This is a genomic window from Nonomuraea sp. NPDC049400 (genome assembly GCF_044466425.1).
In the GTDB taxonomy this organism is placed as follows: domain Bacteria; phylum Actinomycetota; class Actinomycetes; order Streptosporangiales; family Streptosporangiaceae; genus Nonomuraea.
Genome location: NZ_JBITMP010000015.1, coordinates 64,421 through 83,622, shown reverse-complemented (window position 1 = coordinate 83,622; position 19,202 = coordinate 64,421). Strand labels below are relative to the sequence as shown.

The 19,202-nt window shown below is 69.3% G+C and carries 19 protein-coding genes; 7 read left to right on the top strand and 12 right to left on the bottom strand.

Annotated features, from left to right (window positions below; genetic code table 11):
* Nucleotides 1-62 precede the first annotated feature (62 nt).
* The 3 genes from ACIBVN_RS24595 to ACIBVN_RS24585 all read right to left on the bottom strand — a co-directional run bounded on the left by ACIBVN_RS24595 (nucleotide 63) and on the right by ACIBVN_RS24585 (nucleotide 2,037).
* On the bottom strand, nucleotides 63-596 hold the full coding sequence (locus ACIBVN_RS24595) for a DM13 domain-containing protein (RefSeq protein WP_397140015.1): 534 nt from the start codon (nucleotides 594-596) through the stop codon (nucleotides 63-65).
* 107 nt (nucleotides 597-703) lie between these two features.
* Nucleotides 704-850 (bottom strand): hypothetical protein, encoded by a 147-nt coding sequence (locus ACIBVN_RS24590; RefSeq protein WP_397140013.1) that lies wholly within the window; start codon nucleotides 848-850, stop codon nucleotides 704-706.
* A 5-nt stretch (nucleotides 851-855) separates the two neighbouring features.
* Nucleotides 856-2,037 (bottom strand): cytochrome P450, encoded by a 1,182-nt coding sequence (locus ACIBVN_RS24585; protein WP_397140011.1) that lies wholly within the window; start codon nucleotides 2,035-2,037, stop codon nucleotides 856-858.
* Between the two features lie 95 nt (nucleotides 2,038-2,132).
* Between ACIBVN_RS24585 and ACIBVN_RS24580 the strand changes: the two genes are divergently transcribed.
* Nucleotides 2,133-2,759, top strand: coding sequence for a TetR/AcrR family transcriptional regulator (locus ACIBVN_RS24580; protein WP_397140009.1), 627 nt, complete (start codon nucleotides 2,133-2,135; stop codon nucleotides 2,757-2,759).
* A gap of 115 nt (nucleotides 2,760-2,874) precedes the next feature.
* Here ACIBVN_RS24580 and ACIBVN_RS24575 read toward each other — a convergent pair whose 3' ends face one another.
* The 5 genes from ACIBVN_RS24575 to ACIBVN_RS24555 all read right to left on the bottom strand — a co-directional run bounded on the left by ACIBVN_RS24575 (nucleotide 2,875) and on the right by ACIBVN_RS24555 (nucleotide 9,773).
* Nucleotides 2,875-3,924, bottom strand: a complete 1,050-nt coding sequence (locus tag ACIBVN_RS24575) for a TerC family protein (protein WP_397140007.1) — start codon at nucleotides 3,922-3,924, stop codon at nucleotides 2,875-2,877.
* A gap of 375 nt (nucleotides 3,925-4,299) precedes the next feature.
* Nucleotides 4,300-5,538 carry a serine hydrolase domain-containing protein gene (locus ACIBVN_RS24570; protein ID WP_397140005.1) on the bottom strand — a complete coding sequence of 413 codons (1,239 nt, stop codon included), beginning with the start codon at nucleotides 5,536-5,538 and terminating at the stop codon, nucleotides 4,300-4,302.
* A gap of 65 nt (nucleotides 5,539-5,603) precedes the next feature.
* Entirely contained in the window at nucleotides 5,604-7,160 is a 1,557-nt protein-coding gene (locus ACIBVN_RS24565; protein WP_397140003.1) for a serine hydrolase domain-containing protein, read from the bottom strand.
* A 138-nt stretch (nucleotides 7,161-7,298) separates the two neighbouring features.
* Nucleotides 7,299-7,493 (bottom strand): hypothetical protein, encoded by a 195-nt coding sequence (locus ACIBVN_RS24560; RefSeq protein ID WP_397140001.1) that lies wholly within the window; start codon nucleotides 7,491-7,493, stop codon nucleotides 7,299-7,301.
* A 111-nt stretch (nucleotides 7,494-7,604) separates the two neighbouring features.
* Nucleotides 7,605-9,773, bottom strand: a complete 2,169-nt coding sequence (locus ACIBVN_RS24555) for an MMPL family transporter (RefSeq protein WP_397139999.1) — start codon at nucleotides 9,771-9,773, stop codon at nucleotides 7,605-7,607.
* 112 nt (nucleotides 9,774-9,885) lie between these two features.
* Between ACIBVN_RS24555 and ACIBVN_RS24550 the strand changes: the two genes are divergently transcribed.
* Both ACIBVN_RS24550 and ACIBVN_RS24545 read left to right on the top strand, forming a co-directional pair.
* Nucleotides 9,886-10,572 carry a response regulator transcription factor gene (locus ACIBVN_RS24550; protein ID WP_397139997.1) on the top strand — a complete coding sequence of 229 codons (687 nt, stop codon included), beginning with the start codon at nucleotides 9,886-9,888 and terminating at the stop codon, nucleotides 10,570-10,572.
* Entirely contained in the window at nucleotides 10,572-11,693 is a 1,122-nt protein-coding gene (locus ACIBVN_RS24545) for a sensor histidine kinase (RefSeq protein ID WP_397139995.1), read from the top strand. Before ACIBVN_RS24550 ends, ACIBVN_RS24545 begins: the two co-directional genes overlap by 1 nt.
* Here ACIBVN_RS24545 and ACIBVN_RS24540 read toward each other — a convergent pair.
* Both ACIBVN_RS24540 and ACIBVN_RS24535 read right to left on the bottom strand, forming a co-directional pair.
* Complete coding sequence (locus ACIBVN_RS24540; protein WP_397139993.1) at nucleotides 11,690-12,379, bottom strand: DUF899 domain-containing protein; 690 nt, start codon at nucleotides 12,377-12,379, stop codon at nucleotides 11,690-11,692. The genes ACIBVN_RS24545 and ACIBVN_RS24540 overlap by 4 nt on opposite strands.
* Before the next feature lie 189 nt (nucleotides 12,380-12,568).
* Nucleotides 12,569-13,471 carry a LysR family transcriptional regulator gene (locus ACIBVN_RS24535; protein ID WP_397139991.1) on the bottom strand — a complete coding sequence of 301 codons (903 nt, stop codon included), beginning with the start codon at nucleotides 13,469-13,471 and terminating at the stop codon, nucleotides 12,569-12,571.
* Nucleotides 13,472-13,582: 111 nt separating this feature from the next.
* On the opposite strand from ACIBVN_RS24535, the gene ACIBVN_RS24530 reads away from it, so the two are divergent.
* Nucleotides 13,583-13,990 (top strand): hypothetical protein, encoded by a 408-nt coding sequence (locus ACIBVN_RS24530; RefSeq protein ID WP_397139989.1) that lies wholly within the window; start codon nucleotides 13,583-13,585, stop codon nucleotides 13,988-13,990.
* Nucleotides 13,983-15,572 carry a multicopper oxidase family protein gene (locus ACIBVN_RS24525; RefSeq protein ID WP_397139987.1) on the top strand — a complete coding sequence of 530 codons (1,590 nt, stop codon included), beginning with the start codon at nucleotides 13,983-13,985 and terminating at the stop codon, nucleotides 15,570-15,572. The genes ACIBVN_RS24530 and ACIBVN_RS24525 overlap by 8 nt, the downstream gene beginning before the upstream one ends.
* Nucleotides 15,573-15,688: 116 nt before the next feature.
* Here ACIBVN_RS24525 and ACIBVN_RS24520 read toward each other — a convergent pair whose 3' ends face one another.
* Nucleotides 15,689-16,411, bottom strand: a complete 723-nt coding sequence (locus ACIBVN_RS24520) for an SAM-dependent methyltransferase (protein ID WP_397139985.1) — start codon at nucleotides 16,409-16,411, stop codon at nucleotides 15,689-15,691.
* A gap of 263 nt (nucleotides 16,412-16,674) precedes the next feature.
* Between ACIBVN_RS24520 and ACIBVN_RS24515 the strand changes: the two genes are divergently transcribed.
* Entirely contained in the window at nucleotides 16,675-17,925 is a 1,251-nt protein-coding gene (locus ACIBVN_RS24515; protein WP_397139983.1) for a serine hydrolase domain-containing protein, read from the top strand.
* Between the two features lie 126 nt (nucleotides 17,926-18,051).
* On the opposite strand, the gene ACIBVN_RS24510 is transcribed toward ACIBVN_RS24515, so the two are convergent.
* A complete protein-coding gene (locus ACIBVN_RS24510; protein WP_397139981.1) occupies nucleotides 18,052-18,669 on the bottom strand; it encodes a TetR/AcrR family transcriptional regulator in 618 nt (205 codons plus the stop codon).
* Nucleotides 18,670-18,751: 82 nt separating this feature from the next.
* Between ACIBVN_RS24510 and ACIBVN_RS24505 the strand changes: the two genes are divergently transcribed.
* A complete protein-coding gene (locus ACIBVN_RS24505) occupies nucleotides 18,752-19,195 on the top strand; it encodes a VOC family protein (protein ID WP_397139979.1) in 444 nt (147 codons plus the stop codon).
* The last annotated feature ends 7 nt before the right edge of the window (nucleotides 19,196-19,202 follow it).

Below are 19,202 nucleotides of genomic sequence, written 5' to 3'. Positions count from 1 at the left end.
CCGGGCGGTGCACGCGCTTCCACACTCGGGCATGTGCGCCGGCCTGGGGCTGCGGAGGTGGGTCAGCTCAGCGCCGCGGCCCCGAATGAGACGCTGAACCGCTTGCACCAGATGGTCACGCTCTTCAGCGTGCTCAGGTCGGCTCCGGCCGGGATGGAGTAGTTGGAGTTGCCCTGGTTGCCTTTGAGATGACCCAGCTCAAGGTGACGTCCGTCGTCGAAGGCGAACCAGTCCTGGGTGACCGGCTGGTCGCTCAGCCAGACTCGCAGGTCAGGGCCGTCCGAGGTGCTCAGGTCCGCCAAACGCAGTACACGCGATCCGTCCGGCAGTCTCAGCACCTTCGCCATGCCCGTGGTTTTGTGCTCGTGGGAGACGAACGTGCCCCGGGCGAGCTGCTCGGCCTGCTTTGCGGAGGGGGTGGCAGAGAGGGGGACGCCTGCCTGATCGTGCGGAGCTGACGAAAGCATGGGCGGGGGCTCGTTCACCCTGACGGTCGTGAACAGTCGCCACGGCTGGAAGAGGTACATCGCGATGGCGAAGATCACGGCGCCCAAGCCGACCACAGCCAACGTGACTGGACGTCTGAACAGCTTCATGCTTCAAGGGCACCACGCCAGCGGCCGGTCAGCTCTTACGTAGCGATTACGGTGCGCCGCATCGCCGGTCCTGCCTGCTTCCCGAGCCGCGTTCAGTCCGCCGACCTCTACGAGGACAGCGGCGGTGACGTGGCGGTGCCGAGGACATGAAAGGAGAACGGGGTGCGAGCCTGCGGGAACAGGAAGTGCTCGACGTCCCCAGAGTGAGGCCGGCCGAAGATCGGCCGCCGCACGTTGGTCTTCGTCGTGCTCATGTCGGTCACCAGGTGACGGGCAGCGAGGTGAGGCCGCCGGTCAGCACGTTGGGGTTGAAGGTCAGCTCCTCCACCGCGCAGCCCAGCTTCAGGGTGGGGAAGCGGGCGGCGAGCTGGGAGAAGACCGTCTGCAACTCGATGCGGGCCAGCGGCGCGCCGATGCAGTACCGCGCGCCGTGGCCGAAGGTCAGATGCGGCATGGCAGGCCGATTGAGATCGAAGCGGTCAGGCTCGGTATACACGGCCGGATCATGGTTGGCCGCGCCGGTGTCCAGCAGCACCAGGTCCCCGGCCCGCACGTGAACGCCGGCGAGCTCCAGATCGGTGCGGGCATAGCGGGGGATGCCGCCCCCGCCCAGGCCGGGGGCGCGCAGGATCTCCTCCACCGCAGCGTCGATCCGGGACGGATCGTCCGCGAGGGCCTGCCACTGGCCGGGCGTGGCCAGCATCCACAGCGCGCCCATGCCGATCGCCATGACCGTGGTTTCGTGCCCGGCGAAAAGCAGAGTCATGCCCATCGCGGCGGCATCGTCGTCGCTGACCCCGTCGGTGGCGGCCAGGCGGGAGATCACGTCGGTGTCAGCTTCGCCATCGGCGCGTTTGCGGGCCACGAGCCTCTGGCCGTAGGTGAACAGCTCGGCCAGGCCCTGCTCGGAGCGGGCGCGGTCGGTGATGTCGGCGGCGGCCTGGGTCCAGGCGCGGAACTGTGTGCGGTCTTCGTACGGGACGCCGAGCAGCTCGCAGATGACCGCGATCGGCAGCGGCAGCGCCAGCGCGGCGTGCAGGTCGGCGGGCGGTCCGGCGCCGGCCAGCTCATCGAGCAGGTTCGTGGTGAGGGTTTCGATGCGGCCGCGTAGCGCCCGCATCCGCTTGGGCGAGAAGTGTGGCTGCAGCAGCGAGCGCATCCGCCGGTGGTCGGTCTGTTCGGTGTCGAAGTCGCCGAGCGGGCCGCCGAACAGCGCCGACTCGCCGGTGCGGGAGGCACGCTCCGGCTCGCGGTGGGCGCGGCCGAGCCGGTCGTCATCCAGCAGGCGGCGCACCTCCTCGTATCCGGTCACCAGCCAGGCCGGATCTCCGACCGCGGTGCGGATGGCGTGGATCGGTCCTCGGGCCTGCAGCGCGCGCAGCAGCGGTGCGGTACGCATCGGGCTGGCCTGCTCGAACGGCAGCCGAATGGGATCGGACATAGCTCCTCCACCAGTAGGAGTAGACGAGGGTTTGTACACTCGAACGTAAATAAAGCTACTTGTATACTTCGAGTTCTACAAGTGGAGGAGTGCGGATGAGCAACCCGGACCCGGACAGCGCCCCGCCGGAGACCGCTGCGCCTCAGCAGGCGCCGGTGCGGCGGCTACGCCGCGCCGAGCGCCGGGAGCAGATCCTCGACGCGGCCACCCGCGCCTTCGCCCGCGCCGGCTATGCCGCCACCGGCCTGGACGACGTCGCCGCCGAAGCAGGCCTGACCCGGGCCATGCTGTACCGGCACTTCGAGTCCAAGGCCGACCTCTACCGGGCGGTGCTCGACCGGGCGTGCGCGCGGCTGGCCGAGGCCACCGGCACCGACGACTTCGACGAGAACACCATCCCGGCGCTCCTACGCGCCGCGACGGCCGACCCGGACGGCTTTCGCCTGCTGTTTCACTACGCGGCCCGCGAGCCTGACTTCCGCGAGCTGATCGACTCCATCACCGCTGCGTCCCGCGAGGTCGCTCACCTCAACCTGGCCAGGAGGATTCCCACGGGTCCGTGGCTGGACTGGGCCGCGAACCTGATTCCCGCCTTCACCATTGAGGCCGTCATCGCCTGGCTGGACGCCGGTCGGCCCGATCCCGACCAGGCCGCCGACCGCATCACCCAGGCCGTGCACGGCGTCATGGCCGCCGCCCAGCCCCGAACAGCTCAGCAGTAATACGCTCCATGGCCCTACGCTGCTCGGTCGCCTACGAGAGCACCTGGCCACAGGCAAACTTCCGCACACTGTATTCGAGGCAGGCTCGCCGCCGGTCGGCGAGCCTGCCCGCTGGTCAGTGGCGCGCCTGGTCGGCGGGCTCGGACACGGACGGTTCGGACATGGACTGCTCGGCGGCCTGGCGTGTGTCGCGCCTGGACTTGATCATGCTGACAACCGTTGTGACGGTGAGTACGGTGACGATGACGGCCAGCGAGGTCCAGTTGTTGATCTCTGGTGCCCAGGTGACGTGTTCGCCGCCGTTGATGAACGGCAGTTCGTTCTCGTGCAGGGCGTGCAGGACGAGTTTCACGCCGATGAAGCCCAGGATGACCGCCAGGCCGTAGGTGAGGTAGACGAGCTTCTCCACCAGTCCGCCGAGCAGGAAGTACAGCTGTCTCAGCCCCATCAGCGCGAACGCGTTGGCCGTGAAGACCAGGTAGGCGTCCTGGGTGATGCCGAAGATGGCGGGGATCGAGTCGACCGCGAAGACCAGATCCGCGCCGCCGATGGCGATGATGACGATGAACATCGGGGTCAGCAGGCGGCGGCCGTCCTGTTTGATGGTCAGCCGTGAGCCGTGGTAGGTGTCGGTGACCGGGAACAGCCTGCGCACCAACCGTACGACGCCGCCGTTGGGGTCGTACTCCTCGTCGTCGTTGTTGTTGAAGGCGAATTTCCACGCGGTGTAGATGAGGATGCCGCCGAAGAGCCAGAACACCCAACTGAAGCGCTGTACGGCCTGCGCGCCCACGCCGATGAAGATCCCGCGCATGACCAGCGCCATCATGATCCCGATGAGCAGCACGCGGTGCTGGTGGATCGCGGGCACGGCGAAGTTCGCCATGATGAGCATGAAGATGAACAGGTTGTCGACGCTCAGCGTGTACTCGGTGATGTAGCCGGTGATGTAGGAGGCCGCGTGGTCATCGCCGCCGAAGATCCACACGCCTGCGCCGAAAGCGACGGCACAGCCGATGTAGAAGGCGATCCACCGGGTCGACTCGGCGATCGTGACCTTGTGGGGTCTCCTGTTGACGATGATCAGGTCGAGGAGAATGAGCCCGAGCAGGGCGGCGATGGTGGCCGCCCACAGCCAGGCGGGCACGGGCATAGGTGGGGGCATGAGTGCTCCTCCGACTTGGCGTTGACACGTCTCTGTCGGAGGTCTTCTCCGCCCGCGGCGTCGCGGACCGACCGCACCGGGCCCCGAGGCGGGTCCGTGATGACGACGCGGCCGCGAAGGAGTACTCCCCTCCACTTCGCCTGTGATCATACATACCGAATGCAGATGAGGGCTGGGCCTCCTCCGGGCCGGCGTCCGTGGTGAAGACCTGCACGGCCGGTCCGGAGACCGATGTAGCGCTGTTCGGCCACGGGCGCGATGAGCAGCTCGACGTCCTCATCGGCGGTGATCAGCTGTCCCGGCACGCCGCCGCGTCCCGGAGTCCGGACAGGACCCCAGGACACTCCATGTGTGGACCGCGTCGGCTTGGCCTCGTCAGCCCGCGGCCCGCCCGTCGCAGACCACCTCCTTGACGAGGCTGTCCACCAGCTTCTGCCAATTGGCCGCCGGCCCTCTGGTGGCCTCGTCCACCCAGGTCACCGAGCCGGTCACGGTCGTCCTGCCGTCGGGCGAGCTGTACATCAGCGCCCCGTAGCCGTGCGGGGGGCTGCCGTTGTGGCGGAGGACGGTGCCGCAGCCCGGGCCCAGGTCCTCCACGAACAGCCCAAGGCCGTAGCCCATCTTCGGGTGCGGCTCGCGCATCTCGGCCAGCAGCGTGGCCGGCAGGAGCTTGCCGCCGTTCAGCGCGGAGATGAACGTGTGCAGGTCCTGGGTGGTCGTGATCAGGTCACCGGCGCCGGCCAGCAGGGAGAGGTTCTGGCGGCTGACGTCGACCACCTTGGTCTGGCCGGCGGCGTCCTCATACCGGTAGTAGCCGTGGGCGTGCGGCCCGGGGAGCTGCGTCCGGTCGCCCGGCACCGAAGTGCCCTTCAGCCCCAGCGGCCGCAGGATGCGCCGCCGCAGCTCCTCGGCGTAGGAGCGGCCCGTGACCTTCTCGATCAGCAGGAGGGCCAGCGTGTAGTTGGTGTTGGAGTAGAGCTGGTTCGTGCCCGGCTCGAACCGCGCCGACTTGGACAACGCCAGCCGGATCAGCTCTTCGGGCTGGTAGCTGCGGAACCGGTTGTCCAGCCAATCCTTGCCCGTCGCGGGGATGCCCGGCACCCACTTCCCGTCGGGGTCGAAGTCGCCGGTGTAGTTGAACAAGCCGCTGGTGTGCTGGAGCAGCATCCGCACGGTGATCCGCCGGTCCAAGCCGAACTCGGGCAGGTGATCGGCCACCGGAGCGTCCAGTCCGATCATGCCCTCGGCCACCAGTTGCAGGACCAGGGTCGCGGTGAAGGTCTTGATGTTGCTGCCCGCCCAGAACCGCCCGTTCGTCGGCGGCTTGACGCTCTGGCCCAGCTTGCGCACCCCCGCGCTGCCGGCCCACTCGCCCTGCTCATCGTGCACGCGCAGCTGAACCCCGGTGAAACCGGCATCGACGAACGCCTGCATGGCCTGCTGCAGCTCCGGGCGGTCCTGCCCGGCAACGGCCTTCGCCACGGTCGCGCTGCGGTCCGCGGTGGCCATCGCGGGGGTGGCCGTCCCGGCCAGCAGCGCGGCCGCCAGCGCCGTGACCGCCACGCGCCGGAAGACCCTGGTCGTCGTAACCGCTGGTGGGGCCTGGTTTTTCATGGTTCCTCGTCTCTGGTGTAGCGCTCAGGTGAACAGCTCGCCGAGCAATGCGGGCTCGGCTCCGTCTACTGAGCGGGCTCGGCCGCGTCAGCCGGCTCGGCCTGCCCGCCGCAGAACACCTCGTTGACGAGCGTCTGCGTCGCCTTCTGGAACGCCGCCGCCATGGACAGTGCGGCGTCGTCCACATAGTTCAGCGCGGCGGTCAGGGTCTTGCTGCCGTCGGGCGTGCTGTACATCAGCGCGGCGTGGCCGGCGATGCCGCCGTTGTGGGTGATGACGGTGCCGCCGCACTCCGTGTCCTGCACGAACACCCCCAGGCCGTAGCCCGCCTTGGGATGCGGCGTGCACATCTCGGCCAGCAGCGGGGCCGGCAGGAGCTTGCCGCCCACCAGCGCGGAGATGAACGTGTGGAGGTCCTGGGCGGTGGAGATCATGTCGCCGCCGCTGGAGATCCAGGAGGGGTTGTGGCGGGTGACGTCGACCGTCTTGGGCTGACCGGCGTCCTCGTCGCGGTAGTAGGCGTGGGCGTGCGGCTCGGGGATCTCCGTCTGGGTGGTCGGCGCCACGGTGCCCGACAGGTCGAGCGGCCCCAGGATCAGGCGCTGCATCTCCTCGGCGTAGGTGCGGCCGGTGACCTTCTCGATCAGCAGCCTGGCCAGCACGTAGTTGGTGTTGGAGTAGCTCCAGTCCGTGCCCGGCTCGAACCGCGCCGGCTTGGACAGCGCCAGCCGTACCAGCTCCTCGGGCCGGTAGGTGTGGAACCGGTTGTCCACCCACTCCTGGCCCGAGGTGGTGGCGGGGATCCCCGGTACGTACGTCCCGTCGGGGTCGTAATCGCCGGTGAAGTTGAACACCCCGCTGGTGTGCTGCAGCAGCATCCGCACCGTGATCCGCCGGTCCAGCCCGAACTCGGGCAGGTAGTCATCCGCCGGGGTGTCCAGCCCGATCCTGCCCTCGGCCACCAGTTGCAGGACCAGGGTCGCGATGAAGGTCTTGGTGTTGCTGCCGATCCGGACATGCCCGTTCGTCGGCGGCTTGGCGCTCTCGCCCAGCTCGGCCGCCCCGGCGCTGCCGACCCATTCGCCCCGCTCATCGTGCACGCGCAGCTGCACCCCGACGAAACCGGAGTCGACGATCTCCTGGATGACCTTCTGCAGCTCCGGGCGATCCTGCCCGGCAGCGGCCGCCGACGCAGCCCCGCTGCCCGCAGTGGCCACCCCGGCGGCGTCGAGGGCAGTGGTGATCTTGCGGGCCATCTCGGCCATGGTGGGGCTGGGCTGGCCCTCCTGGCTCCGGGTGGCTGCTTCGACGGCGACGACGACGGTGCGGCGGAAGTTGTCGGCCTCTGCCGGATCCTGCTGCTCGAGCAGGCTCATGGCCTCCGTCAGGGCCGGCAGCACCTGGTCGGCGAGTGCGGCGACGGTCTTGCCGTACTTCACGCCCTTGGGCGCCTTGGCGAGCACATGACCGACCAGACCGGTCGCGGAGGTCAGGGCGATGGAGCCCTCGGCGCCGGCCTTGTGGGCCGAGCCGGCGGCACCAGCGGCGGACATCAGCGAGACCGCGCCCCACGCGGCGATCCGCAGGGTGAGCTTGTCCTGATCGGTAAGGGTGACGGACATGATTATGAGCTCCTTCAAATCTGTTACGAAATTCGATGGCATTACCATCGCCGACCGCTCTGATACCGGGCCGTTGCCGTCCTGACGCCGCCGCTGACACGACACCGAATGGGCGATGGCAGCGGAACGCTCCTCCGGTCAGGCGCCGGACATCTTTGCTGCGTCCATGCCCTTGGACTGGTTCTCGGTGATGTAGGGACGTAGCTCGCGCTCGTAGACGGGGAACGCGACGGTGTGGTTGCCCGCCGCCTCGACCAGCCGGGTCGCCAGCAGGTGGGCCTCTTGCGGTGAAATGATCTGGCTGGGCGTGATCGTGATGATCTGCCGAGACAAGCCCGGCACCGGCGGCCACGCATCGGTATGGTCGGCCCGGGGCGGCACCTGCACGTTCTACGTCGAGCCGGGCACCCACAACGTGCAGGTTGAGTCCGGCAAGTGCGGATGTCAGCCGACAGGCGCAGGGACCCGCTCGGGGCGCTCTTCACGCAGCGGGGAGGGGGCGACGCGCAGGAGGCGGGCTGCCCAGCCGGGCAGCCACCAGTTCCACCGGCCCATCATGGCCACGACCGCGGGGACCAGGATGCCGCGGATGAGGGTGGCGTCCAACAGGATGCCGAGCGCCAGGCCGCTGGCGAAGACCTTGACGTCGAGCTCCGGGGTCATGGCCAACGCCGCGAACGAGGTGAACAGGATCAGCGCCGCCGAGGTCACCAGTCGTCCGGTGCGGCCGACGCCCTCCACGACTGCCTGGCGGGTGTCGCCGGTCTTGTCGTACTCCTCGCGCATCCGGGCCAGGATGAACACCTCATAGTCCATGCTGAGCCCGTACAGGAAGGCGAAGATCGTGAGCGGGACGAACTCGCCGATCGAGCCGGTGGGCTGGATGTCGAGGATCTCCCGGGTGCTCCAGCCGTACTGCCACAGCAGCACCATGGCGCCGATCACCGCACCGAGGGAGAGCAGGTTGAGCGCGATCGCCTTGAGCGGCAGCAGCAGCGACCGGAACGCGCGGGCCAGCATCACGAAGGTGACCAGGGCGATCAGGCCCAGCATCCAGGGGAACGCGCCGTAGGTGTGGCTCTGGAAGTCCATGCTCTGTGCCGCGTTCCCGCCGACCCGCACACTGTCCTGGGCGGCGGTGCGGACGCGGGTGATGGTCGCCTCGCCGGCCGGAGTGCCGTTCTCGGCCACGGGCAGTACCGCGATGACCGCGGTCCCGTCCCGGCGCCAGGCGGGAGTCTGTGGCGCGAGCACGGTGGACACGCCCTCGACCCGCTTGATGCGCTCGACGGCGGCGGCCGGGTCGCCGGTCACCAGGGTGTCGATCGGGGTGATCGATCCCGCGGGCAGGCCCGCCTGGGTGAGCGCGGTCAGGCCCTGGTACCCCGGCCCGGTTGTCAGGAGGTTCCGGCTCTCGGGCAGGCCCAGGTTGACTCCGAGGCCGGTCAGCGACAGGGCCAGCAGCAGGCCGCCGGAGATCAGCGCTGCGGGCCGGCGCAGCCGTACGACGCCGCGGGCCCAGGCCGACCACGCCCGCCCGGCGTCCGCCTCGCGGGCGAAGCGCCGGCCTGTCGCGGCCCGGCGATCCAGCCGCTGACCGGTGAGCGCGAGCAGAACCGGCAGCACGGTCAGCGTCGCGGCCACGCTCGCCGCGGCGATGATCATGCCGGCGATGCCCAGGCTGCGCAGGAACGGCACCGGCAGCATCACCATGGTCACCAGCCCGATGGCGACGGCCACGCCGCTGAACAGCACCGCACGGCCGGCGCCCGCCATGGCGCGGTGCACCGCCTCGTCGCCGCGATGGCCGTTGGCCTGCTCCTCGCGCCAGCGAGCCACCAGCAGCAGCGAGTAATCGACCGCGATGCCCAGGCCGAGCAGCGGCATGGTGGTCAGCGCCACGTCGTGCACCGTCATCACGAGCGTGAGCAGCAGGATCACGATGAACGACCCGAAGATCGACAGGACCGAGATGAGGATGGGGACGAGCGCGAGCATCGAGCGGAACACCAGGAACAGCACGACCACCGCGGCGAGCACGCCGATGCCGATCTTGGCGGGCACGTCCACGCCGCCCGCGTCCACGCTGGGCGCGAGCGTGTCCAGCCCCGTGACGTGCACCTGGGTGCCGGGCGGCAGGTGCGGGGTCATCGCCGCGACGATGACCGGGCTCTCGTCGGGCGTCTCACCGAGCCCGCCGCCCGGCGGGCTGCCGTCGGAGTAGACGCCGGGATACACCAGACCGAACGTGGTCCGCCCGTCGGAGCCGACCAGTCGCGGGTCGCGGGTGTCGGCGTAGGACACGACGCGGGCCTGGGGCAGCTTGGCGGCCACCGCGGCGAAGGCCCGGCCGATCGCCTCCTCGCGCGCGTCGGCGCGCTGCCCCTCGGGCAGCACGACGACCGGCACGAACGGCCGCTGGTAGCCGCCGTTGCCGTAGATCCTGGCGATCTCCTGGTTGGCATCGAAGGCGGGCATGCCCGGGTGGGCGTACTCCTCGGACAGGCGTTGGATGGCGACGGGGGTGGCGCCCATGCCGACGAAGAACGCCAGCAGGGCCAGCAAGGCGACCAGTCCCTTGCGTCGCAGGACAAAGGCCGAGAGTCTCTCCATGCGGCCCAGTGCAACAAAATGATCTTCAGGCGCTGTGCGGCCGTTCTTAGACGCTCCTGTGAATCGCCGCGCTGGGCGGGATCCTCTTCTCCGGCCGGGCGAAACTGGACCTGTGAGCCGCATCCTTGTCGTGGACGACGAACCCTATCTCGCCGACCTTGTCGCGACCGCCCTGAGGTACGAGGGATTCGAGACCGCCATCGCCCCCACCGGCGCGGCGGCGGTCGCCATGACCGCATCCTTCGGGCCGGACCTCATCGTGCTGGACGTGATGCTGCCGGACGTGCTCGGCACCGAGGTGTGCCGCAGGATCCGGGCGGCCGGGGCGGAGGTGCCCGTCGTGTTCCTCACCGCGCGGGACGCGACCGAGGACAAGATCGGCGGTTTGACGGCGGGGGGCGACGACTACGTCACCAAGCCGTTCAGCCTGGAGGAGCTGATCGCCCGGATCCGGACGGTGCTGCGCCGCACCAGGCGGGCCCAGCCGCACACCGGCCGGCTGAGCTTCCAGGACCTCGTCATCGACGAGGACGCCTACGAGGTGCGGCGGGACGGCACCCTGCTCGACCTGACCCCCACCGAGTTCAAGCTGCTGCGCTTCCTGGTGGCCAACGCCGGCCGGGTGATGACCAAGCGGCAGATCCTGGACCACGTCTGGGAGTACGACTTCGGCGGCAACGACGGCGTGGTCCAGACCTACATCAGCTACCTGCGCCGCAAGGTGGACGCCGTGGACCCGCCCCTCATCCACACCGTGCCCCGCGTCGGGTACATCCTGCGCCTGCCCAGGGAGGTCTGATGTCGCTGCGCGCCCACCTGGTCGCCACCGTGGTCGGCCTGCTCGCCCTGGCGCTGGGCCTGGCGGCCGGGGCCACGTTCGGCGCCATCCAGGACTGGCGCGGTCCCGGCAACGCGCGCCTGCTCGCCCTGAGCGGCCCTGAGCAGCTCGTGGCCGCCAGCGACGAGCTGTCCGAGCGGGTGGCGTACGTGCTGATCGGCACGTCCGGGTTCGGGCTGGCCTGCCTGACCCTGCTGGCCGCTCACCTGATCCGGCGCGGTCTGCGCCCGCTGGACCGCATCGTCGAGACCGCGACGGCGATCGGCGCCGGTGACTTCGGGCGGCGGATCGAGACGGCACCGCCCGGCACCGAGGTCGGACGGCTCGGCGACGCGCTGAATGCGATGCTCGGCCAGATCGAAGACGCCTTCCGCGAGCGGCAGGCATCCGAGGAGCGGTTGCGCCGCTTCGTCGCCGACGCCTCGCACGAGCTGCGCACCCCCATCGCCACCATCCGCGGCTACGCCGAGCTGTTCCGGCGCGGCGCGGCCGTACGCGAGGACGATTCGGAGAAGGCGATGGAAAGGATCGAGGCAGAGGCAGCCAGGATGGGCTCACTGGTGGACGAGCTGCTCCTGCTGGCCCGCCTCGACCAGGGCCGCCCGCTGGACCAGGCGCCCGTCGAGCTGACCGAGCTGGCCGCTGACGCGGTGGCCGACACGCTGGCCGTCGATCCCGACCGGCCGCTGTCGCTGGATCACGATGGCCCGGTCTGGGTCACGGGCGACGCCGCCCGGCTCCGCCAGGTGATGGGCAACCTGCTGGCCAACGTGCTGCACCACACCCCCGCGGGCACCCCGGCGGCCGTACGCGTCGGTGCGGCGGACGGCCACGCGGTGGTGGAGGTCGCCGATCAGGGGCCGGGGCTGGACGAGGAGCAGGCCGCGCTGGTCTTCCAGCGCTTCTACCGGGCGGACCACCGGCACGGGGACGGCATCCGCCGCGGCGGCGCCGGTCTCGGCCTGTCCATCGTCCAGGCCGTGGTGACCGCGCACAGCGGCGAGGTGTCGGCCCACTCCCACCCCGGCGCCGGCGTCACCTTCCGTGTACGCCTCCCGCTCCGCGAGCGCGTCACGCCCTAGGCGGTAGCCGGGCCGTAGAGCCCGGCGATGTCCTTGGCAGTGGCCCACCGGCTGTAGGTGGGCGACTGTGGCCAGCCGTCGGGCGAGTCTTGCCACTCCTCCTGCCGCCCGTACGGCAGCAGGTCGATCAGCGCGAAGGTGTGGCTGAGCTGCTCGGTGCCCCGGCCGTTGGTGTGCCAGGTGCGATACACGGTGTCGCCATCGCGCAGGAACACGTTGACGGCGAAGCCTGCGCCGGGCGGTGCGCCGACGTCGGCGCCGAACGGGCTGTTCGCGGTGGAGTACCAGGCCATCTTGTTCCCGACCCGCCGCTTGTACGCGAGTGCCTCGTCGATCGGACCCTGGGTGACGATGACGAACCGGGCATCGTAGTCGTCCAGGAACTCCAGCCGGGTGAACTGCGAGGTGAACCCCGTACAGCCCGGGCACTGCCAATCCTTGCCCGGGAACCACATGTGGTTGTAGACGATCAGCTGCCTCCTGCCCTCGAAGACGTCCGCCAGCCGAACCGGTCCGTCCTCGCCCTCAAGGGTGTAGTCCGGCATCCTCACCATCGGCAGGCGGCGGCGCTGGGCCGCGATGGCGTCGAGTTCCCGGGTCGCGGCCTTCTCCCGGGCACGCAGTGCTTCGAGCTGACGCTGCCAGGTGTCGGCGTCCACGACGGGCGGTAGTGCGTTTGTGCTCATGGTCCCTCACTGATCATGTGCGCAGCTTGCGGTGTGCAGGGGTAGACCTGGCCCGGCCGTCGAACTCATCGGTGGCCGCCCATCCGATTTCGCACGGCCGCCTGACAGCTCGGTGCGTTGTCTCGTCGGACCGGCGCACTGCTCGCCCGCTATGGCCGACGTCTGGTCCGTGGAGCCCGCCCCATGGGCTCATCCTCCGCGTTTCTCTTCTGGCTCGGCGGTGGCCCAAGGCCAGCTGGTGATCGTGGTGCGCATCAGCCGGGCGGCGGTTGACAGGTGGCTGTCGGCCCCCCAATAGAGGGTGACCGCGCGACGGCAGTCGGGGCTGTCGACGGCGATCCAGGCGGCGGTGGTCCGCATGGAGCTACGCTGGGCGAAGGCGGGCACGAGGCCGATGCCCAGCCCCGCGCTGATCAGGTCGGCGATGGCGCTGGGCTCGTCGACCTCGCAGACGATCTTCGGTGTGAGGCCGCGTGCGGCGAAGAGCCGATCGAGCAACCTGCGTTGCCAGTGCCCCTTGCGGGCGCTGACGAAGGGCTGGCCGGCGAGTTCGTCGATGCTCACGGAGGTACGGCCCGCCAGCGGATGGCCGAGCGGCGTGGCCACCCCTACCGCGTCATCGAGCAGCTGGACCGCCGTCAAGCCCTCCGCGGAAATGGGCTGGGAGGCGACACACAGGTCGACCTCCTGAGCCCGCAGGTGACGGGCCATGTCCTCGGCCGCCATCCAGCGGAGTTCGACCTCGATGTCGGGATGAGCGCGTTTGTAGGCCGCCAGCGGCCCGGTGAGGGTGAGGAAGGTTTCCGACGCCAGCCGTACGGTGCCTGCTCCTTCGCTGATGGCCTCGGCGACGGCCCGGCGTCCCGCGTCGAGCTCCCCCAAGGAGCGTTCGACGTAACCGAGGAAGAGCTTGCCCGCGTCGTTCAGCCGCAGCCGGCCGCTCCGATCGAACAGCGGCGTGCCCAACTCGCTCTCCAACCGGGCGATGGTACGGCTCAGCGACGGCTGGGCGACGCGAAGCTCCTCAGCCGCGCGGCTGAGGTGCTCCAGCCGCGCGACCACCACGAACTGCCGGAGCGTGTTCAGATCCATGATGCCTCCCGATACATGACAGCATAGCAATATTGATCTTCGACAAGATAACTTCCAAGTCATAGTGTCGGGCGCATTGGTGGATCGAGAAATGCAACGGGAGGATCCTTCATGGTCACCAATGCCGCACATCCGACGACACCCACGGGGTGGACCCTGCGGGCCGTCGTCAGCGCGCACGTGGTGGCGATCGTCGGTCAGCCGGTGTTCGCCGGGGTGTACCTGACCGGTGACTACGACAGCCTGCGCTGGCACGCGGTCGGCGCCGACGCGGTCACCTCCATCGGTTACCTGCAGGCTGTCGTGGCGATCGTCGTCTGGGTCCGACTGCGTCAGGCCTGGCCGTTCCTGGCCACGACGGCGGTGGTGGCGGCCGAGACGGTGCAGTACTTCGCCGGTTTGGAGGGCGCGTTGTGGCTGCACATCCCGCTGGGCGTGATGACGGTCGCCGCGCTCGTCGTGCAGTTCGTCGCGGTCTGGCGCCAGCCCCTCCTGCGAAGGGAGGCCCGCGATGCGTGAGCGTGGCATGACCAGGCGGCGGGTGCTGGGCATCGGCGGGGCGCTCGGGCTGACGGCGGCCACCGGGCTGTCGACCGCGGCCGCGCTGGCCCGCCGGCCGTCGATCACCGGTGCCGAGCTGCGCAGCGCCGTACCGCTACCGCCGCCGTTCCAGGCGCCGCTGCCGATTCCCTCCGTGCTGAAGCCGGTCAGCACGACGGGGGGCGCCGACCGTTACGAGATCACCCAGCGCGAAGCGAGTGCGGAGATCCTGCCCGGCGTCAAGACGCCGCTGTGGACGTATGAGGGCGCCTTCCCCGGGCCGACGATCGAGTCGCGCCGCGGCCGGCCGGTCACCGTGACGCACCGCAACGAGCTGCCCGTGCCGACTGTCGTCCACCTGCACGGCGGACGGACACCGGCGGCCTCCGACGGGTACCCGACCGACCTCGTCCTGCCCCAAGGCTGGCACGACGCCACCATGCACACGGGGCATGGGATGCAGGGCATGCACGATCCGCGCGCGTTGGTCACCAAGCTGACGCGGGCCTACACCTTCCCGCTGGACCAGCGGCCGACGCTGCTGTGGTACCACGACCACCGGATGGACTTCACCGCCCCCGCGATCTGGCGTGGCCTGGCCGGGATGCACATCGTGCGCGACGACGCCGAGGACGCGCTCGGCCTGCCCGCGGGCCCGCGCGAACTGCCCCTCATGATCGCCGACCGGGCGTTCGCCGCCGACGGCACCCTTGTCTACCCCTCGCTCGACCCCACGCTGCGCGTACGGCCTGGTGTGCGCGAGCCGTATTTCGCCGGAGTCCTCGGCGACGTGATCCTGGTCAACGGCGCCCCGTGGCCCGTGCACGAGGCCGACGCGGCCCGCTACCGGCTGCGCATCCTGAACGCCTCCAACGCCCGGCACTACGAGCTCGAAGCGGTCACCGACGACGGACGCCGGCTCGGCCTCGTCCAGATCGGCGCCGACCAGGGACTCCTGGCGACCCCGGTCACCCACCAGTCGCTGCCGATCGCGCCGGCCGAACGCTACGACGTGGTCGTCGACTTCTCCGGCGTCCCCGTCGGCAGCCTGGTCAGGATGGTCAACCAGCTCGGCTCGGGCCGTACCCGCGACGTGATGGCCTTCCGCATCGCCCGCGGAGCCACCGACGACAGCCGTGTTCCGCGCACGCTCTCCACCGATCTGCCGGCCTGGCGACGGCCGGACGCCGTCAGGGTGCGCGACTTCGCCTTCCGCGCCGGGCAGATGCACGGCGGGCACGGATGGCTGATCGGCGGGCTGCCGTTCGACCCCGCCCGCTCCGACGTCGCCGCCCGTCTCGGCGACGTCGAGGTGTGGCGAGTGGTCGCCGACGTCCACCATCCCGTCCATCTGCACCTGGTCGGCTTCCGGGTGCTCTCGCGCGGCGGCAGGCCGCCGCTGCCGCACGACGCGGGACTCAAGGACACCGTCTCCCTGCGGCCGGGCGAAGCGGTAGAGATCATCACCCGCTTCGACGGCTACCGCGGCCGCTACCTCTTCCACTGCCACAACGCCGAGCACGAGGACATGGGGATGATGGCCAACCTCGAGATCATCTAAAACAACCACTCATGAGTGCCGATCCCGGCACCGTCATCATCGGGGCGCGGTAGGACAGAGGAGGACTCCGAGCCGGCGTACGCGCGCCTGGGCCAGGACACCGTGTCGAATCATGGTCAGGCGGAGGTCTCGCGGAGGACCAGGCAGAGAAAGCCCCAGATGTCCCGGTAGACGCGAAGCCAGTCGGAACGGTTGGTGGTGGCGGCTGCGAGTGCCTGCTCGCTGTCCGGGTCGGACGGGTGGTCCAGTGCCCAGGCGGCCAGTGACCCCCAGCAGGCCCACTCGTAGTCGTCCAGTTCCTGGCGGGTGCTGATGTGCCCGTGGACGGGTGTCCATCCGTCGGCGACCACCTGGTCCAGGGTGGCGGGCAGATCGGTGAGGTTCCCGAGCATCTCGACGGCTTCCTCGGAGGGATCGCCGGTCCAGAATCCCTCGCCGATCAGGACGCGTCCGCCCGGTGCCAGGTGCTTGCGTGCTGCCGCGAGGGTGGGCAGCAGCCCGCCGAAGGCATGTGTGGCCCCGACGCTGAGTACCAGGTCGAAGGGGCGCGAAGAAGCGAACGTCGCGGCGTCCTGGTGGTGCAGGATGAGGCGGTCGTCGACGCCGCTGTCTCGTGCGGCTTCACGAGCCTGGGCAAGTGCATCCGCCGAGACGTCGACGCCCTCGGCGTACAGGCGTGGATGCGTGGCCAGCGCGCGCAGCAGCCATTCCCCGCCGGCGCACCCGAGGTCGAGCACGCGTTCGTCACCACGTGGCAGGCCTTGTTCCAGCAGGCGGCGCACCGAGTCATCGCCGAGTGGGGATTTGATCGGGTGATCGGCATGGGCAATTCTGGACATCCGTTCACGTTCCACCCGCGTAGCCTGGCAGCGCCGGAGATCTTGTGCATCTCATTTCCCCGCGACCACATGCAGGCACACAGGGAGTCTGACGCGCCGACCCGGGCACTGCATCGCGGCATCCGCCCCTGACCGGAAGGAGATCGGTCAGAGGACTGAAACGGCTCACGGGATGGAAACGGCCACGAAACAGCCTGTCGGGTTACCTGAGCTTTCGCCAGGGCCGGAGCCGCTCTGGCCCCATGGCGAAAGGGAAGAAGTGCATGAATGGCAACGGATCGTCAGCCGAGCCGCGACATTCCCGGCGTTCCGCGCTTGGCTTGCTGTGCGCGGTCCCGGTCGCCGCGAGCGGTGTGCTGGTGTCTCCGGCGGCGGCCGGCGCCACCAGCCGGCAGTCCCGCTCCGGGAGAGTGCCCGAGGATTTGCGGCCCGGCGGCAGCTTCGACAGGCATATCAAGGCCCTGGCCGACCGGGATGAGTTCTCCGGAACCGTACTGCTGGCCCATCGGGGCCGGCCCGTGTTGTCGCGTTCCTACGGGATGGCCGACAAAGAGAAGAAGATCCCCAACACGAAGAACACCATCTACGCTCTGGCCTCAGCCTCCAAGCCGTTCACCGGCCTGGCGATCGTTCAGCTCGCCCAACAGGGGAAGATCAAGTTCTACGAGAAGCTGGGCACCTATCTGGACGGCTTCCCGGCGGACATCGCGGCCGTCACCGTGCACCAGATGTTGACCCACACCGGCGGGATGGCCGACCCCAGGAACAGCGACTACGAGGCGAGGATCTACAACGGCGTCGAGGAGCGGACGGCCGAGCTCATGAAACAGGCACGGGAGCAGAAGCTGAGATTCGTGCCCGGCACCCGCAAGGAGTACGCAAGCATGGGGTACGAGGTGCTTGGTGAGATCGTGGCGAAGGTCTCCGGCATGCCGTTCCACGAGTACGTGCGCAAGCACATCTTCCTGCCTGCGGGCATGACCCGCTCGGCCTACTACACCAGACCCCAGTGGTTGGCGGACGAACGCATCGCCCACCCGTACATGCTCCAGGAGGACGGCTCGCGGATCGACGGAGTCCGCCACCTCGACAAGGGCGGCACCGGGATGGTGAAGGGAAGCAACTCGGCACGTGCCTTCATCGGCTCCGGCGGCGGCAACGGCTTCTCCACGGCCCCCGACCTGCTCCGCTTCGCCCTGGCGCTACAGGGCAACAAGCTGCTCAATCGCGCCTACACGGAGTTGTACGTGAACTCGAAGGTCTCCGGCCCTCCGATGAGGGAGGGGCCGGCCGACCCCGCCCGCGGAGAGGGGTTCCACGCGTACGGGCCCACGTCCTCCATCTACAACGACCAGCGATACATCTCCCATGGCGGCGGCATCTCCGGCGGGTCCACGAACTGGAGCATCTACCTCGACATCGACTGGACCGCGATCGTTCTCTGCAACTACGACATCGACGTCGAAGCGATCATCGCCAAGGAGAGAAAGGCCATCACCGACAGCGTGGACTAGCGAGGCCGCGACTCTCCCGATCCAGCCGGCACAAGGCGCATTGCTTCCCGGCGTGTGGCAAGGCGACCATCGCCGCAGCAGGCTGCAGGCTGTTCCGGCCGGTGAGTGGAGTGCGGTAGGCAGCGATCAATCCGATGCCACGACCGCGTGGGTTGGCTTGAGGCGGAGTCCCTGGAGCAGCTGTGAGAGCGCGGCCCAGGTGTCGGCCAGGTCGCTGGGGTTGGTCGACCTGGCCAGCCACAGTGCCGCCTCGTTCATGGCGCCGGACAGCAGGTGGGTGAGCGGTTCGACCGGCTGCGGCGTGATGACTCCTGTTTCGACGAGGGTGGTGAGTGCTTCGGCCAGGTGGCGGGCCGAGGCGGCCTCGTCCAGCGCGCGCCACTCGCTCCATCCCAGTACGGCGGGGCCGTCGATGAGCATGATCTGCTGGACGTCCGGGTCGGTGCTCGCTGCGAGGAAGGCCCGGCATCCGGCCTGCAGCTGCTCCCAGGGGTCGTCCTCGGCGTCGGCGGTCGCGGCCACCTTCTGGGCGACCTCCTGCTGCACCTGTTCGAGGACCGCGCGGAACAGGTCGGCCTTGCCGGTGAAATGGTGGTAAAGGGCGCCCTTGGTGACCCCGGCGGTGTGCACGATCTCCGCCAGGCCGACCGCGGTGTAGCCATGGGTGGCGAACAGCCGCCGGCCCGCGCGCAGCAGGGTGCGCTTGGTCTGCTCGCGCTGGCGGGCCCTAACCCCTTCGGTCATGGCGTTCCCTTCCCAATTGACATACCGATGGTACGTCAATACTGTACCTTCGCATACCGCTGGTATGCGAAAGGGAGTTTCCATGACACTGACCAGCTTCTATCCGGTCATCGCCACTTCGCGGCTGGCCGAGTCTCACGACTTCTACACCCGGCTGTTCGGCTTCCAGACGACCTTCGAGGCGGCCTGGTACGTCAGCCTGCGGCGTCCGGGACCGCCGGCGTACGAACTCGCACTGCTCGACTACACCCACCCGACCATGCCCGAGGGGTATCGCGCGCCGGTGCAAGGGTTGCTGCTCAACTTCGAGGTGGAGAACGTCGATGCCGAGTGGGAACGGCTCGTCGCCCGTGAAGGGCTGCGACCCGAGCTCGAACTGCGCAGCGAGGACTTCGGACAGCGGCACTTCATCGTGGCCGATCCCAATGGCGTCCTGATCGATGTCATCACGCCCATCACACCCACTGATACTTACACCGACCAGTACGTCGGCGCTGATCGACGCCGCGCTGACCGTCATCGCTGAGCGGGGC

Coding starts and splice junctions, on each gene's coding strand:
- ACIBVN_RS24580 (WP_397140009.1), top strand. CDS start 2,133: ATGAGCAACCCGGACCCGGACAGCGCCCCGCCGGAGACCGCTGCGCCT.
- ACIBVN_RS24520 (WP_397139985.1), bottom strand. CDS start 16,411: ATGTCCAGAATTGCCCATGCCGATCACCCGATCAAATCCCCACTCGGC.
- ACIBVN_RS24570 (WP_397140005.1), bottom strand. CDS start 5,538: ATGAAAAACCAGGCCCCACCAGCGGTTACGACGACCAGGGTCTTCCGG.
- ACIBVN_RS24555 (WP_397139999.1), bottom strand. CDS start 9,773: ATGGAGAGACTCTCGGCCTTTGTCCTGCGACGCAAGGGACTGGTCGCC.
- ACIBVN_RS24535 (WP_397139991.1), bottom strand. CDS start 13,471: ATGGATCTGAACACGCTCCGGCAGTTCGTGGTGGTCGCGCGGCTGGAG.
- ACIBVN_RS24585 (WP_397140011.1), bottom strand. CDS start 2,037: ATGTCCGATCCCATTCGGCTGCCGTTCGAGCAGGCCAGCCCGATGCGT.
- ACIBVN_RS24505 (WP_397139979.1), top strand. CDS start 18,752: ATGACACTGACCAGCTTCTATCCGGTCATCGCCACTTCGCGGCTGGCC.
- ACIBVN_RS24590 (WP_397140013.1), bottom strand. CDS start 850: ATGAGCACGACGAAGACCAACGTGCGGCGGCCGATCTTCGGCCGGCCT.
- ACIBVN_RS24540 (WP_397139993.1), bottom strand. CDS start 12,379: ATGAGCACAAACGCACTACCGCCCGTCGTGGACGCCGACACCTGGCAG.
- ACIBVN_RS24510 (WP_397139981.1), bottom strand. CDS start 18,669: ATGACCGAAGGGGTTAGGGCCCGCCAGCGCGAGCAGACCAAGCGCACC.
- ACIBVN_RS24515 (WP_397139983.1), top strand. CDS start 16,675: ATGAATGGCAACGGATCGTCAGCCGAGCCGCGACATTCCCGGCGTTCC.
- ACIBVN_RS24545 (WP_397139995.1), top strand. CDS start 10,572: ATGTCGCTGCGCGCCCACCTGGTCGCCACCGTGGTCGGCCTGCTCGCC.
- ACIBVN_RS24575 (WP_397140007.1), bottom strand. CDS start 3,924: ATGCCCCCACCTATGCCCGTGCCCGCCTGGCTGTGGGCGGCCACCATC.
- ACIBVN_RS24565 (WP_397140003.1), bottom strand. CDS start 7,160: ATGTCCGTCACCCTTACCGATCAGGACAAGCTCACCCTGCGGATCGCC.
- ACIBVN_RS24525 (WP_397139987.1), top strand. CDS start 13,983: ATGCGTGAGCGTGGCATGACCAGGCGGCGGGTGCTGGGCATCGGCGGG.
- ACIBVN_RS24595 (WP_397140015.1), bottom strand. CDS start 596: ATGAAGCTGTTCAGACGTCCAGTCACGTTGGCTGTGGTCGGCTTGGGC.
- ACIBVN_RS24530 (WP_397139989.1), top strand. CDS start 13,583: ATGGTCACCAATGCCGCACATCCGACGACACCCACGGGGTGGACCCTG.